This window comes from Anabaena sp. UHCC 0399 (genome assembly GCF_034931465.1).
In the GTDB taxonomy this organism is placed as follows: Bacteria; Cyanobacteriota; Cyanobacteriia; order Cyanobacteriales; family Nostocaceae; genus Trichormus; species Trichormus minutissimus.
Window position 1 is genome coordinate 46,861 of sequence record NZ_JAYGGZ010000045.1, and the last position, 15,395, is coordinate 62,255.

At 38.5% G+C, this 15,395-nt stretch carries 12 protein-coding genes; 6 read left to right on the forward strand and 6 right to left on the reverse strand.

Annotation, left to right across the window (positions count from 1 at the left end):
• Positions 1 to 61 precede the first annotated feature (61 nt).
• On the reverse strand, positions 62 to 949 hold the full coding sequence (locus tag VB693_RS21650) for an alpha/beta hydrolase (RefSeq protein ID WP_323268062.1): 888 nt from the start codon (positions 947 to 949) through the stop codon (positions 62 to 64).
• Positions 950 to 1,176: 227 nt separating this feature from the next.
• Between VB693_RS21650 and VB693_RS21655 the strand changes: the two genes are divergently transcribed.
• The 6 genes from VB693_RS21655 to VB693_RS21680 all read left to right on the forward strand — a co-directional run bounded on the left by VB693_RS21655 (position 1,177) and on the right by VB693_RS21680 (position 8,307).
• Complete coding sequence (locus VB693_RS21655; protein ID WP_190699205.1) at positions 1,177 to 1,488, forward strand: carbon dioxide-concentrating mechanism protein CcmK; 312 nt, start codon at positions 1,177 to 1,179, stop codon at positions 1,486 to 1,488.
• A gap of 91 nt (positions 1,489 to 1,579) precedes the next feature.
• Positions 1,580 to 1,930, forward strand: coding sequence for a carbon dioxide-concentrating mechanism protein CcmK (locus VB693_RS21660; protein WP_190699202.1), 351 nt, complete (start codon positions 1,580 to 1,582; stop codon positions 1,928 to 1,930).
• 612 nt (positions 1,931 to 2,542) lie between these two features.
• Positions 2,543 to 3,718: a HetZ-related protein 2 gene (locus tag VB693_RS21665; RefSeq protein WP_323268063.1), complete on the forward strand. Its 1,176-nt coding sequence runs from the start codon at positions 2,543 to 2,545 to the stop codon at positions 3,716 to 3,718.
• A 315-nt stretch (positions 3,719 to 4,033) separates the two neighbouring features.
• The gene (locus tag VB693_RS21670) at positions 4,034 to 5,218 is read left to right on the forward strand and encodes a pilus assembly protein PilB (RefSeq protein ID WP_323268064.1); all 1,185 of its coding nucleotides are present in this window, start codon (positions 4,034 to 4,036) and stop codon (positions 5,216 to 5,218) included.
• A 272-nt stretch (positions 5,219 to 5,490) separates the two neighbouring features.
• Complete coding sequence (locus VB693_RS21675; RefSeq protein WP_190699191.1) at positions 5,491 to 6,174, forward strand: Crp/Fnr family transcriptional regulator; 684 nt, start codon at positions 5,491 to 5,493, stop codon at positions 6,172 to 6,174.
• Between the two features lie 348 nt (positions 6,175 to 6,522).
• Positions 6,523 to 8,307 carry a M61 family metallopeptidase gene (locus VB693_RS21680; RefSeq protein WP_323268065.1) on the forward strand — a complete coding sequence of 595 codons (1,785 nt, stop codon included), beginning with the start codon at positions 6,523 to 6,525 and terminating at the stop codon, positions 8,305 to 8,307.
• Between the two features lie 174 nt (positions 8,308 to 8,481).
• On the opposite strand, the gene VB693_RS21685 is transcribed toward VB693_RS21680, so the two are convergent.
• From VB693_RS21685 to pstS, 5 genes are all read right to left on the reverse strand, one after another.
• Positions 8,482 to 9,267, reverse strand: a complete 786-nt coding sequence (locus VB693_RS21685; protein WP_323268066.1) for a phosphate ABC transporter ATP-binding protein — start codon at positions 9,265 to 9,267, stop codon at positions 8,482 to 8,484.
• Positions 9,268 to 10,310: 1,043 nt separating this feature from the next.
• Positions 10,311 to 11,090, reverse strand: a complete 780-nt coding sequence (pstB, locus tag VB693_RS21690) for a phosphate ABC transporter ATP-binding protein PstB (protein ID WP_323268074.1) — start codon at positions 11,088 to 11,090, stop codon at positions 10,311 to 10,313.
• Between the two features lie 163 nt (positions 11,091 to 11,253).
• A complete protein-coding gene (gene pstA / locus VB693_RS21695; RefSeq protein WP_323268067.1) occupies positions 11,254 to 12,135 on the reverse strand; it encodes a phosphate ABC transporter permease PstA in 882 nt (293 codons plus the stop codon).
• Positions 12,136 to 12,161: 26 nt separating this feature from the next.
• Positions 12,162 to 13,157 (reverse strand): phosphate ABC transporter permease subunit PstC, encoded by a 996-nt coding sequence (gene pstC, locus VB693_RS21700; RefSeq protein WP_323268068.1) that lies wholly within the window; start codon positions 13,155 to 13,157, stop codon positions 12,162 to 12,164.
• A 97-nt stretch (positions 13,158 to 13,254) separates the two neighbouring features.
• Positions 13,255 to 14,298, reverse strand: coding sequence for a phosphate ABC transporter substrate-binding protein PstS (gene pstS, locus VB693_RS21705; protein ID WP_323268069.1), 1,044 nt, complete (start codon positions 14,296 to 14,298; stop codon positions 13,255 to 13,257).
• Positions 14,299 to 15,395: the final 1,097 nt, after the last annotated feature.

Consider the following 15,395-nt stretch of genomic DNA (forward strand, 5'->3'; position numbering starts at 1 on the left):
GCCAGTAAATATGAACCTTCAAACACTGTAAAGTAGTTTCGTAGTCCTGTATCAAAAGGGTTCATTGTAAAAAAGTAAGAATATGTTGAGCAGTGATTTTTGGCTGTTCTAAATGGGGTATATGACCACAATTCGCAATCCAAATTAACTGACTGTGAGGAATGGCACGTTTAAATCTTTTCGCATCTTCAGTTCCTAAAATTTTGTCACTATCACCCCATAAAATCAAAGTTGGTTGCTGAATTTCTACCAGTTTTTTAAATCGAAAAGCACTATAACCGCCACTTTTTGTAAAATTAATTAAAGCCGACGACCAATTTGTCATTTCTAGATGTAATGCACCGCAGCATAGAGCATCAACTGAAGCTAAAGTGATATCTTTATAAGCAGCACGAGAAACGCGATCGCGTACTTTCAGACTCCGCAAAAAATTAGTAGCCCAGGCATCCAAGGGCGGAAACATCAATTTAGTTAACGGTGAACCCCCCTTCAACCCAGCACTGTCAATTAACACTAACTTTTTGACAACTTCTGGGTAAGTGAGAGTAAAATCAATCGCCGCCGCGCCTCCCATCGATGCACCCACTAAAATCACTGGTTGGTTAATCAGGGTTTTCCAGAAATAATACAGGTGGGTTTTAATAGCAATAGGGTTAAATAATATGCCTGAAAGTCTGTCTGTAAATCCAAACCCTAATAAATCCACTGCCCAAGTTTCATTTTCTTGCGCTAGCAATGGTAAAAGCCGCCGAAATTCTAAAACAGAACTATCGAAGCCATGAATTAATAATATTGGTGTACCACCACTACCTTGACGTACATAAGTTGTGGTTATGGGTAGATTAATTAAGGGCGTAGCGATCGCGTGAGTTTGAATACTTTGAGCAAAAGCGATCGAGCTAGGTTCTGTCAGTTGTTCAACGGTAGTAGGTAAGAAACTAGGAAACATCGTCAATAGTCAATAATAAAGAGTATCTTAAGCAGATTACCTGAACTTTGGTAGCGATCGCACAGGTGACATTAGCCCGTTCATGAGATTATAGTCAAGCAGAAATCAAACCTCCTCAGACCTTTGACATTTAAATTCTGCAACGCTAGAAAAATATCTCCTTTGTCAAAAAAGGGACAAAGACTCGTAAAATTAATATTACTTATTACTGATTAGGAGCTAATGCCATGCCAATGGCTGTTGGCGTTATTGAGACTTTGGGTTTTCCGGCTGTGCTGGCAGCAGCAGATGCAATGGTTAAATCTGCCGCAGTTACCCTGGTGTATTATGGTCAAGCGGAAAGCGCACGCTTGTTAGTTGCTGTTAGGGGTCATGTTTCTGAAGTCCAAACAGCAGTTGCAGCTGGGATTGAAGCTGGTGAACAAGCTTACGGTGGTGAAGTAATCACCCATTACATCATTCCTAATCCCCCGGAAAACGTGGAAACTATTTTACCCATCCACTTCACCCAAGAATCTGAGCCTTTCCAAATGTTCTAAGCAATTTCATCAGCATAGTTTGTAGCAAAACTGCGTACAATTCACTGATAAACCCACGACCTCATACTTTTATTCATACAGGAGATTACTAATGTCACTACAGGCAGTTGGAGCGTTAGAAACTAAGGGTTTTCCTGCTGTATTAGCCGCAGCAGACGCAATGGTCAAAGCTGGCCGAGTTACCCTAGTTGGGTATATCAGAGTAGGTAGCGCGCGTTTTACCGTCAATATTCGGGGAGATGTTTCTGAAGTTAAAACTGCGATGGCGGCTGGGGTGGAAGCTGTAGAAAAAGTTCATGGTGGAACTCTAGAATCTTGGGTAATTATTCCCCGTCCCCATGAAAACGTTGAAGCCGTGCTGCCAATTGGCTACACCGAAGCAGTTCAACAATATCGGGACTCTGTAGAAAACCCTATCGTCCGAGCATCTAACAGACGTTAGAGCAACTTTACAGGATGAGTATAGAGTAGCAGGGGAGCAGGGGAGACTTAAATCAGTCAACAGTTATCAAGTGACTGATAACTGATAACTAATAACTGTTGATGCCCAATGCCCCGCACCGCAATTTAAAACCTGAGTTAAAGATTTTATTGCCTTAACTGGGCAAAAGATTTCTACATTAAAATGAGCCTGATAGTCTACGCACAAGAAATATTACAAAATTTTCTAATTTTCAAAGGAAAGTTCGTCAGATGAAACTTTTACGGTGCAAACAGCGTCTTTGGGGAGGTAAATTCCAGTAAATCCTCCAAATAATCGTAAAATGTCATTTTTTACCCCCCCCTTTTCCAGAAAGGCGCATCTTCTACTTTTTATGTCTTTTTACAGAAAGTATACAAAACTTTAACTTGAATTAAATACAGGGAAATGCTTGATGTACCGTAATTTCCGGTACTTACCAACTAACGATCAAGATAGTTCTGAGTAAATTCCTGCATAAAGTTAGTGAATTTAGACGTAATAACAATGGAATCGCTGAAAAGTCTTCATCAAGATGAAGGACTCACAAGCAAGTGCTAGCTAATCATTTGAGTGGGATGAAAGGGGGTTGTGATGCAAACTTTAAAACAGGGTTTCGAGGAGCGCAATCTCGCTATGGTAACGGAAGCAGAAAAACTAGCGCAATTTTGGCACAAGCGGCTAGCTGCGGAGTGTCCAGAACAAAGTGTCGCTGCTAGAGAAAGCATTGTTCTCTGGCTGTTAGGTCGTGATTTACAACGGTTTGATCTGCTCAACCCCAAGGAACTTGGCATTGCTAAACAAGCGATGGAATATCGCTGGAAGATTTTAATTCAACGCTACTTAGGGATAGGACGAGAACGCGCCTATCGCCACCTGATCACTCGCTTAGGGAGTGTAGCGACATTACGGAATAAAATTCAAGTCTGGATTTCCCTCAGTCGCGATCGCCAGCGTAGTGTGATGGATGTCTTGCAAGAAGTGTTGCAAGAACTGCTGCAAAACGATAATTATATGCAGCAACAAATGGCCTATATTGCCGAAATTACCCTAGATAAACGCCTTAAAGATACTTTATTATTTGCCACAACAGAAGAATATTGTTTACGACCAGTACGTAATCAACCATTGTTGGTGTATCGTTTTGTCAACTATCTCCGCCGTTCTCAACGTGGTGGTTTAACCCAAGTACCTGGTAGTGACTTAGTACGGCTAGTTTCTGAAGAAGTGTTAACCGATGACAGCGATAATCGAGTTAACTTGGTAGATAATCAGGCGATCGCAGAATATCAAGAAGCACAGCAAATAGAAGAACAACAGGCACTCCGGCAAACAGTCCAACAAGAATTTGCCAATTATTTACAAGAAAACTTAGGTAACGAAGCAGTAGACTGGCTAAAACTCTACCTCCAAGGCAAATCCCAAGATGAAATAGCCAAGAGACTAAACAAGCCCATCAAAGAAATCTACCGACTGCGCGAAAAAATTAGCTATCACGCTGTCCGTGTTTTTGCCCTCAAAGATAAACCAGAACTCGTAAATAATTGGTTATCAATTTCCTTACAAGAAAATAATTTAGGTTTAACCACAAGCCAATGGCAGCAACTTGATCAAAAGTTAACTCCCATAGGTAAGCAAATCTTAGATTTAAGGAAAGCTGGGAACTCTATAGAAGCCGTAGCCGAACAATTGCAACTCAAACCCCATCAAGTTATGGGTGAATGGACAAAAGTCTATCTAGCGGCGCAAGCTATCAGAACTCAAGAGTGAGTGGTGAGTGGTGAGTGGTGAGTGCTGTTAGCGGTAGCGCGGCGTTGAGCAGCCTGCTGAGTAGTGTTAGCGGTAACGCGGCGTTTAGCCGATGCTGAGTGGTGTTAGCGGTAGCGTGGCGTTTAGCCGGTGGTGAGTGGTGAGTGGTGACTGCTGAATGCTTAAAAAATTCTACCTTGTCTACCTTGTCTCTCCTACCCTCTTCCCCCACTTGGTAGTTAATTTTACTTTAAACAATTTAACAAGTATATTTATTTACTGCTAACTAGCTAAGAGCAACATAGAATATTAAAAAAACACCAAACCAGCAAACCTATGTGGTCTCCAGAGGGTAAAGCAGCTGATACCGGAGTAAGTAGACAGGAAATGCTACACACAACTCCCAGTATTTGGGAGCAAGAACCAGAACGTGAACAAATATTTGAACTGATTGATAGCCTATTATCCTTTGAAGCTTGTCTATACCACCAAATACTGCCTTTAAGGTTAGAAAAAAAGCAACTATTGCTAGGTATGGTTCATCCACAGGATAGCGGGGCTTTAGATTATGTGAATCGCATTGTGTCCTATGTCAATTACACAATGATGACCCAGGACATTCCCATCGAAACTCACCGCAGCATCCTCTCAGTCTATCTCAGCTACAAAAATACATTTACCCCGGACAACCAACCGACAGAAGAAGCAAACACCAACACTAATTTAGAACAGCATCCCCATCACAAAACTGCGGGAATTGATATTACACCCCCATCCTTAGAAAACAAATATTTCGCAAATACTCATCAACCTTCTGAAAAAAACATAAATAGTTCTGCTCAAACTCCCAGCGTTACGCCTTCTGTTAAAAATCAGCCAGAAGAAAATGTGAGTTTCAACGATGTGACTGTTTTGCAGTTGCACCCTCCAGAAGTATTCACCTCTATAGAATCACTGGCAAGTTTACCACCTAAGAAATTACTAGAAGAATTACTAGCGCGAGTCTTAAGCGGAGGGATTGGCCGCCTGTATTTAGAAAGACAACCTTATCAAGGAAGAATTATCTGGAGCGATAACGGTATCTTGCAATCAGTCTTAGAAGATATACCTTTATCTATTTTTCAAGGGGTACTGAATGAATTGAAGCGTTTTGTGGCTTTGCCTGTAACCAGACACGCAGAACCAAGGCAAATAGAAAAAGAATGCTTATATCAACAAACGCGTGTGTTATTACGCATTCGAGTAATGCCAGGAAGCTATGGCGAAGAAGCTACATTACAAGTTTTACGAGGAGCGGCTTTAAAATTCTATCAACAGCAACAGTTAGTTTATCTCAGCCAAGATGTTATAGGAATTTCTCAACAACTCAGCCATAAATTACACGAATTAAACCAACGACTCTTGCTCAATTCAGTCCTCAAACCAGAAGAATCAGAAGCCATTGCAGCTCTGACCCGATTAATGGAAAATTTAGACCAACAAATCAAAATACTGACAGCAAATAAACATCTGCCAATTTGAAACTCCTCGCTCGGAAGGAGTCAATCTGCAACTATGTTGTTGTTTCTTAGGGGTTTTCAGCCAGCCCCCCCATAAAGTGTCAGTAAAACCTCTGATTGCGATTTTCTATCCAATTGTTATGTTGTAATGACAATACAGACTATCTTTTTAACAAGTTCTAGTTACAATTATTACAAACTTTCTGCCTTCATCTGTAGCCAGATTGTGGCTTTAAGACTTAAAAATAGCTAGCTTTATTTTCCATTCCCAAATTTATTTTTAGTAGATATTTCATGCAGACCGAGGTTTTTAGTGAAATCTTCCCTTTGTTGAGTACAGCCAATCCACAAACCCTAGAGTGGCTGCTCAATGTTGCCATTGAACACGAATACCCAGTCGGAAGAGCGGTTTTAATGGAAGATGCTTGGGGTAACGCAGTTTACTTTGTAGTTTCTGGCTGGGTGAAAGTCAGACGTACCTGTGGAGAAGATTCTGTAGCTTTAGCGATTTTGGGTAAGGGCGATTTTTTTGGGGAAATGGCAATTTTGGATGAATCTCCCCGTTCAACAGATGTTATTGCCCTTTCTACCGTAAAATTGCTCAGTATTTCCAGAGAACGCTTTATTCAAATACTGTTTAAAGATCCCCAGTTACATCATCGGATGTTGCAATTAATGGTGCGGCGATTGCGACAAATTAACCAACGGTTACAAATTAGGTCTTCACCACCTGCCGTCAAACTGGCTCATACGTTGGTAAGTTTAGGGGAAAGCTATGGCTATGAATCCGAAACTGGTAAGGAAATTTTGAATATTCCTTTTAAGGATTTAGCTGAAGTGACAGAAATTGGTGTGGAAGAAACGACTAAAATTATGGAAAAACTACACGAAAAAGGTTGGATAGAAATTGACCATACTAACAATATTGTGTATCTTATCAACTTCAAACAGTTGGTGAATTTAGCTGGTAAAGTCTAATAATTGCTAGTTCTTAAGCATTGATTCATCAAGTAAATATAAAATTTTTATTAATTATTAATGCAAATAACCCACAAAGAATTTAATGTTTACTTTATAAATAACCTCTGAAGAAGCAGTGTTTTGTTAAGCTAAGTCAGGTGGGCGAGTCCTTAGTTCCGATATGGCAAGCATTAGTGAGCTTAATCTGGGTTAATTTTCGCCAGGTTGGCTCTATTGTAGTAAATGGCGTTGCTGCATACTTAAGTGCTGAGTCTAACGTTGTTAACTATTGACTATTGACCATGAACTATTAACTATTAACTATGGACTGACTTTTGACTGAGAACTTATCACTCTTAACTACAGATGACTGAAGCAACAGCACCTCGTATCGATATTGACGTCCAGGAAACCGTGCCGACGATTTATTATCAGGTGGCAATGCCACAACCAGAAACGCATCTATTTGAGGTTAGTTTACAAATTGTAAACAATACATCATCAATTCTTGACTTAAAAATGCCGGTATGGACACCAGGATCATACTTGGTGCGGGAGTATGCCAAAAATCTACAAGATTTTGCAGTTTTTGCAGGAGACAAGCCTTTAAGTTGGCGTAAGATTAGCAAAAATCACTGGCAGATCAACACAAATAATGTATCACAAGCAACTATAAGTTACCGTATTTTTGCAAATGAGCTATCGGTAAGAACCAATCATTTAGATGCTACCCACGGCTATTTTAATGGTGCAGCCCTGTTTTTGAGACTGCTGGGATGCGATGATCGACCAATCCGTATTACTGTCATACCACCGTATCCCCAATGGCAAGTAACTACTGCTTTACCAACAATCGGTGAGCAGTCTAATACTTTCTATGCTGCCGATTTTGATACCTTGGTGGATAGCCCTTTTGAAGTAGGTGAGCATCAGCTGTATCACTTTGATGTGTTAGGAAAACCTCACGAACTAGCAATTTGGGGACAGGGCAATTTTCAAGTACAGCCACTAATTAGCGATATTCAAAAAATTATCCAAGTGGAAGCCCAGATGTTTGGCGGCTTGCCTTACGATCGCTACATCTTTTTGCTGCATTTATTTGCTCAAGCCTATGGAGGTTTGGAGCATAAAAATTGTTGCTCTTTGATTTATCAACGGTTTGGATTTCGCACTCAGGATAAATATGAACGCTTTATCCAATTACTAGCACACGAGTTCTTCCACTTATGGAACGTCAAGCGCATTCGCCCCAAAGCCTTAGAGGTGTTTAATTACGACCAGGAAAGCTATACACCGTCTTTGTGGTTTTGTGAGGGGACGACTAGTTACTATGACTTGTTAATTCCTTTAAGGGCAGGAATTTATGATGCTAAATCGTATCTAAATTATTGGAGTAAGGAGATTACTAGGTTTTTGACGACACCAGGGCGGAAAGTACAATCCCTGGCTGAGTCGAGTTTTGATGCTTGGATTAAACTCTATCGTCCAGATGCTAATAGTGGCAATTCTCAAATCTCCTACTATTTGAAGGGAGAAATGGTGTCTTTGTTACTAGATTTGTTAATTAGAGCGCGGCATCGCAATCAGCATTCTCTGGATGATGTGATGCGACGAATGTGGCATGAATTTGGGCAACCAGAAATTGGCTACACACCACAACAGTTGCAGGCAGTTATTGAGTCTGTAGCAGAAGTAAATTTGGCGGAGTTCTTTGAGTGCTACATTGATGGTACGGAAGAATTACCATTTAATCAATACCTAGAACCTTTCGGATTATATTTGGTGACAGAGAAGGAGGAAGAGCCTTATTTGGGAATCAAAGTACATACCGACAATGGTAGAGAAATGATTAAATTTGTGGAAGCTGGTTCTCCTGCCCAATTAGCAGGAATTGATGCAGGTGATGAGTTGCTAGCGATCGCAGGTATCAAGGTGACATCTCATCAATTGAGCGATCGCCTCAAAGATTATCAGCCACATGATCCCATTCAGATCACAATTTTTCATCAAGATGAACTGCGGACTTTATCTGTCACTCTTGGACAACCACGTCCTATGAAGTATCAGGTACTAGCAATAAAAGACCCCAACTCTATACAGCAAGAAAATTTTGCTGGTTGGTTAGGTATGTCGCTATCTACAATTGGTTAATCGAGATTTTAATTCAGTCAGTCTCTTATTAACTCAGAGGCTGACTGGAAATTATTTTTTATACTCAGTTCTGGCAAACCAATTATGATTTTCAGTAGTAGAATTATTTAATTAGTATATTTATTAATTTGTACTATATTTGTACCCAACCAATTAGTATATTCATTTAACTATCTAACTAATACGAGTTACAACATAGTCACGAGTACGGGAATCAAGAGGCTTGGTAAAAATTTTTTTAGTGATACCAAATTCCACCAAATGTCCAACGCGATATTCATTCAGGTGAAAGAAGGCTGTAAAATCAGATATCCGGGTGACTTGTGATAAATTGTGGCTAATAACCACTATTGTTAGTTCAGAGCGTAAACGTAAACTTTGGATCAAGCTCTCCACCTTCATACTAGCGATGGGATCAAGACCAAAACACGGCTCATCCATTAAAATAACTTTTGGCTTAACAGCTAAAGCACGGGCAATACAAAGTCTTTGTTGTTGACCTCCAGAAAGGTCTAAAGCAGACTTATGTAGTTTATTTTTTAACTCATCCCACAGATCAGCATCTTTGAGTGCTGATTCGACAATACCATCTATCTCTAATTTGGGACGCCATCCCACTATTTTGATCCCATAGGCAACATTATCATAAACACTCATGGGAAATAGATTCGGTTTGGAAAAAACTATACTCACTTGTCGGCGTAATCGATTTAAATTGACTCGACGTTCATAAATATTTTGATTAAAAAATTCCACTCTACCTTCAACTCTTACTTCTTTTTCTGCTTCGTTCATCCGATTGAGAGATTTCAAGAAGGTAGATTTGCCACAACCACTAGGGCCAATAATTGCAGTGACTTTACTCTGGTAAATATCCATTGACACACTTTCTAGTATTTTTTGGGTGTCGTAATAAAAACTGAAGTTTTTGACTCTGATGGCTGGAATTAATTTATTCATGCTGGTAAACCCGGTGTAATAAAGAATGATTCAACACAGCAAAAAACTAAAAGTGATGCTGTTTCACTATTTATGTAGCTAATATTGATTTTGCATAGCTCTGTCACAAGGGAATTAGCATTTACGCTGGGTTGAATGTAGTTTTTAACATACAGATATGTATATTAAAATCCTGTTCTTTAATCTAGAAAACCTGCTATTACTTCAGTATGCTAAAATCAAGCAAGTAACAAACTAACTAAATTTTTAGACTCATTCATCAGTTGCATTGACAATCACATTGTATTCATTATTTTCAATCATTATCTGAATTATCTTATACTTAGAGACAGTTATGAGGAAATATATTAATGTTATTGCCTGCAACCCATTTTCTTAAGCAAAATTACTGAATAATTTTAAAGCTGGTATCTGAAAAGCATGAAAATTACTTAAATGGGGTCAATCTGATAGTATCAACTCACTCCATAACCTACTACCGACGTGAAGTCAAAATTCACAAAGCTTATAGAATAGGCTTTTTACTTATTTAGTAGCTTGCTTCCTACCAGGGCTATAGTAGCTCTATTTATGCCGTACTGTACTACATACAACTATCTGGAGATTTATCTCAGTATTAATATTACAAAATATATAATTGCTCTACGAGAATATAAATTAAAAACATTGATAAACTGTTACCTAAATATATGCAGAAATTCATCAAAACTTTGTAATTTAGTATTGACAGAATAAATATGAAAAATGAGATTTATCATCATCAAGTTATCCAGAGATATCTGCATTAATAAGATGCTAAAAGCTAATAAACTCTTAAATTTAAAGTTTTTAAGCTCATTAAACCTTAATTAACCCATTGAGTATATAATTTCTCATAGTCTGACAAATCCACTTTGATGGTTGAAGAGACGTGATAAATCGCCGTCTTCTAAGAAACGCCTTTTTGTTAAAAAATTGCCATGATTAAATGTCAAAGCCTGTTTCACTTCTCTAGCCCTAAGCTCAGGCTTGCCTAATTTTTGCTGTGTCAATGAAATAGCCTTTTAGCCAAAACGCCCGGAAACATAGTCACGGGTACGAGAATCGAGGGGGTTACTAAAAATTTGAGTTGTAACACCAAATTCGACCATTTGACCAATACGACTTTCATCTGTACTAAAGAAAGCAGTAAAATCAGAGACGCGAGTTGCTTGCTGCATATTGTGGGTGACAATAGCAATTGTTAGTTCAGAACGCAAGCTGTGAATTAATTCTTCAACTTTCATCGTAGCGATGGGGTCAAGAGCAGAACAAGGCTCATCCATCAAGAGAACTTTTGGCTTGATGGCTAAAGCACGAGCAATACAAAGTCGTTGTTGTTGACCTCCAGAAAGCCCTAAAGCTGATTGGTCTAGCTTATCTTTAACTTCGCTCCAGAGTGCAGCCCCTTTGAGGGCAGATTCCACAATTTCATCTAATTCTGCTTGCGGTAGCCTGCCTGATATTCTCACACCATAAGCAACATTTTCATAGATGCTCATCGGAAAAGGATTTGGTCTTTGAAACACCATCCCAATTTGGCGGCGGAGTCTATTAATATTGATGCGAGGATCATAAATATTTTGACCGAAAAATTCTACTCTTCCTTCTACTTTGACTGGCCCTTCTAATTCACTAATTCGATTTAGGGTTTTGATAAAGGTAGATTTACCACAACCACTAGGGCCAATAATTGCAGTTACTTGATTCTGGTAAATATCCATTGACACACCTTCAATTGCCTTTGAGGTGTTGTAGTAAAAGCTGAGACTTTTAACTTTAATGGCTGGACTTAATTGATTCATGATGTTAGGGGATGTCACGTCGCTTCGCTCCGAATTCAAAATTAACAATACCCATAAATAAATTTAGGGGCTTGTATTCTTCTTTTTTTAGGTCAGATTTTACGTCATGCTTGAAGTATCAGAGCTAGGATATCTGTATCCTAATGTGAAAATTTTTAGCTTTCTACTTCATCTTTTGCTTACTGGTAACTAAGCGAGAAATGAGGCTAACACACACAACTAAGCTGAGTAAGATGATAGAAGTTGTCCAGACTAGTTGATTTCTTTCGGGATCGGGATCGTTGTAGAGGTTAAAGATTAATACTGGTAGGGAAGCTGTAGGGCTAAGTAATCCGGCTGACCAATCTAGACTAAATAAGGCGGTAAAAATTAGGGGTGCTGTTTCTCCAGCTGCGCGAGCTACAGCGAGTAGAATACCTGTAGTGATGGCGGGTATGGCAGCTGTTATAACTATGCGAAAAGTAGTTTGGAAGCGTGTTCCTCCTAACGCAGCAGAGGCCAGACGTTGATCTATGGGAATAAGTTTTAAGGCTTCTTCTGTGGTGAGGACGATGATAGGCAGCATGATTGTTGCTAAGGCAAAACCACCTGCGATCGCACTAAATTTTTTAGTCAATAACACTATAACCCCATAAGCGAATATACCCACCACAATAGAAGGAACACCAGTGAGAATACTAGTAATAAAGCGTACAAATTTAGCAGTGATATTAGTTTGACCAAATTCTGCTAGAAATATGCCTGTTAATAAGCCTATGGGAATGCTTAATAAAGAACCAATCAGCACAACTGTGATTGTGCCTAAAATGGCATTACCAAATCCGTTATCAATTACTGATTTGACAAATAATTCTGTTTTTATGCCGCCGATTCCTCTAGTAATAATTTCCCACAAAATCGAGATTAAAGGAATTAGTGCCAAACCTGATAAGGCAAAGGACATCACATTCATTAAATAGGTGAAAAATAGCCTTCTTGTTGGTAATGGATTATATAATTCTGCTGCTAAAAATTTATCTACTTCAGATTGTTGATAATCATTCATTTTTACTAATTCACTTAATATATTATTTATTTTTTATTACCAAACCACTGCACTAGTAACCTAGCACCAATATTTACAGTTAAAGTCAAACCAAATAAAATTAAACCCAAATAACTTAAAACTCCAATGTGTAATCCTGGATTGGCTTCAGCAAATTCATTAGCTAAGACAGAAGGAATTGTATAAGCTGGATCGAGTAAAGATAAACTTATTTGGGCAGAATTACCAATTACCATAGTTACAGCCATTGTTTCACCCAAGGCTCGTCCTAAAGCCAGCATAGATGCACTGACAATTCCAGAAAATCCAGCAGGTAAAAGCACTCGAAATATAGTTTCCCAACGGGTACTACCCAAAGCCATAGATGCAGTGCGTAATTCTTTTGGTATGGCTATTAATACGTCACGAGTAATTGCTGCCATTGTAGGCAAAATCATAATAGCTAAAATAATCCCTGCTGTGAGCATATTTGTGCCTACAGGGAAATCTGATTTAAATATTGGTATCCAACCCAAGTTATTAGCTAACCACTGTTGTAGGGGTTCAATCACAGGAATGAACGTAAAAATGCCCCACAAACCAATGATGACACTAGGGATAGCAGCGATTAATTCTACAATAAATGCTAATGTTGTTTGGGCGGATGGTGGTAAGAATTTCTCACTGGTTACTAGAGCAATTGCTATGCCTACAGGAAAAGCTAAAAAAATAGCGATCGCACTACTTACTAAAGTTCCATAAATATAAGGTAAAGCTCCAAAATTTTCATTACTTACATCCCAATCTTGACCCCATAAAAACCCTATACCGAATTCCCCAATAGCAGGTTTAGCTTCTTGGAAAATAATCCAAGTCATCACAAAAAATACTGCAACTGTGATGGCAGAAAATATATATACTAGCCAAGTGAAGCTTTGGTCAAACCAAGAATTTGTCCCATCATTAGCCGTTAATTCAAAATTTACTTTGTCTGATGTTAATTGTATTGGAGAATTATTTTCTTTATCAGAAAAATTGGACATATAAATAATAAATTTGAAAAATGATTGAGTACATTTTATATTCATGATGGTGGACAAATAGCCCAACATCATGAAATAACCAGAGTCAAGAGATAAATTATGGTTTAACAGTGCTATTGACTGTTTGTAATACTCGGTTTGCTATCTCAGCAGGAATTCTGGTGTAGTTGAGGTCATCATTAAGTTGTTGACCATCTCTCAATACCCAATTAATCCATTTTTTAACGGACTCAGATTTAGCAGCATTAGGATACTGTTTGTAAACCATCATCCAGGTGAGACCAACAATGGGATAACCTTGTCCTGGATCTCCTACAAATACACGATAATTGTCTGGAAAACTTACCGATGATAAAGCGGCGTTTGCAGTTTGTAAAGAAGGTGAGACAAACTCCCCTCTCTTGTTCTGTAGTTGCGCTGAATTTAGTTTGTTGGCAACAGCATAGGAATATTCAACATAACCAATAGAACCGGGAGTACGAGACACCAAAGCCGCTACACCTGGATTACCTTTACCTTTGAGAACATTTTGCAAAGTCCATTTGGGGGCAGTATTAGCTCCAATTCTGCCTCGGAAATAACCATTAATGCTGCTTAAATGGTTAGTGAAAATGAAAGTTGTACCACTACTATCAGCACGAACTACAAATCTGATTGGTTGATTTGGTAAGTTGACACCAGGATTGTCAGCTTTGATTTTTGCGTCACCCCAATTGGTGATTTGACCAGAAAAAATTGCCGGTAATGTAGCGCGGGATAATCTCAGATTGTTAACGCCAGGAACATTATAAACAACAGAAACTGCACCCCCAGCTGTAGGAACTAGGATGACACCATTCTTGACTTTAGCTATTTCATCATCTTTCATGGCAGCATCACTACCACCAAAGTCAACAGTTCCAGCAATGGTTTGACGAATACCACCACCACTACCAATCCCTTGGTAGTTAATTTTCAACTCTGGATGCTTCTTTCTAACTTCACGAGCATACCTTTCATATAATGGAGCGGGAAAAGTTGCGCCTGCACCATTGAGAGTCTGAGCTTGAGCGGTGGCTGTAAAAATAGGAGTAACTGCAACAGCAGATGCTAAGACTGCGGTGCTAAATATACGTTGAAAAACAGTGGTTGAAAAAACCATATTACCTCATGATTTAAGAACTATTTGCTGCTTGAATTAAACCCTTTACAAGGGTACATTTTTTGCTTTTAATCCAGGTTAAGAAAAGCTAAACGAATGTTTAAAATGTGTTTAAGTCTAGCTTATAGACAATATATTTTATTGGTGATTAATGGAAATTTTTATGTAATATCCGAATAATCTGCAATCAATATATTTTGTGATTTATTTTCATGAGAATAAATCACAACTCATCGTCAGTCTATTGGATGGGTGAAAACGATGAAGCATAGAAACCCCAATTTCTTAAACTGGGGTTTCTATGCTCTAAATAATGACTGAAGATTGCTATATATTTTCAGGAAAAATTCTTTTTCGTGTTACTAAGCACTGGATATGATTAATGGAGATAAACACAGCATAAAACTTCACGAATAATATGATTTTTTTGTAGTTATAAAGAAATATTTAGTAAATTTTCGATGAATTAAATATAATAATTTCCTAATAATTATAGTAGCAATTGATAAAACGAATAGTTATGCTTTAAAGCATCAAGTTAAGGGTTAATATCAATTTGATAAACATTAACTCTTGACGCGCACAGCAAGGGCGCATAGCTATGCACATCTAAGAGGATGTTTGAAAAGCCTTCTCCTCGGTAACAAAATCTCTTAGATCCCCCTAAATCCCCATTTTTAAGTGGAACTTTTAGAGGTTTCCCCCTTTTTTTACAGGGAGCTAGAGGAGATCACAGCAAAATATTTTTCAAACACGCTCTAACAATGTATGGGCATTAGTTAAAATGAAAGTATTAGTCGCAATTAAATGAATTTGTAATTAAGTCTTGGAACGGAGATTGAGACTCGGAAACGCTAGTATAAAGTAAAACTGGCAGTGTCTATATCACCAGACTAACTGCCAGGAATACACGGTATATTCTTGCCATGTTTGATCGGGGTAGTGCTTATTTATAGGAAATAATGCCTATCCGCCACTAAGGATAACTGAATTACTGCTACTAAGGGTTAAGGAAAGTTAACCAGAGAATTAATTTATAGTTAAAGGTTTCTGGGTCTTCTTTGTCTCTATGTCAGAGTACAGTATAGGGAAAACGC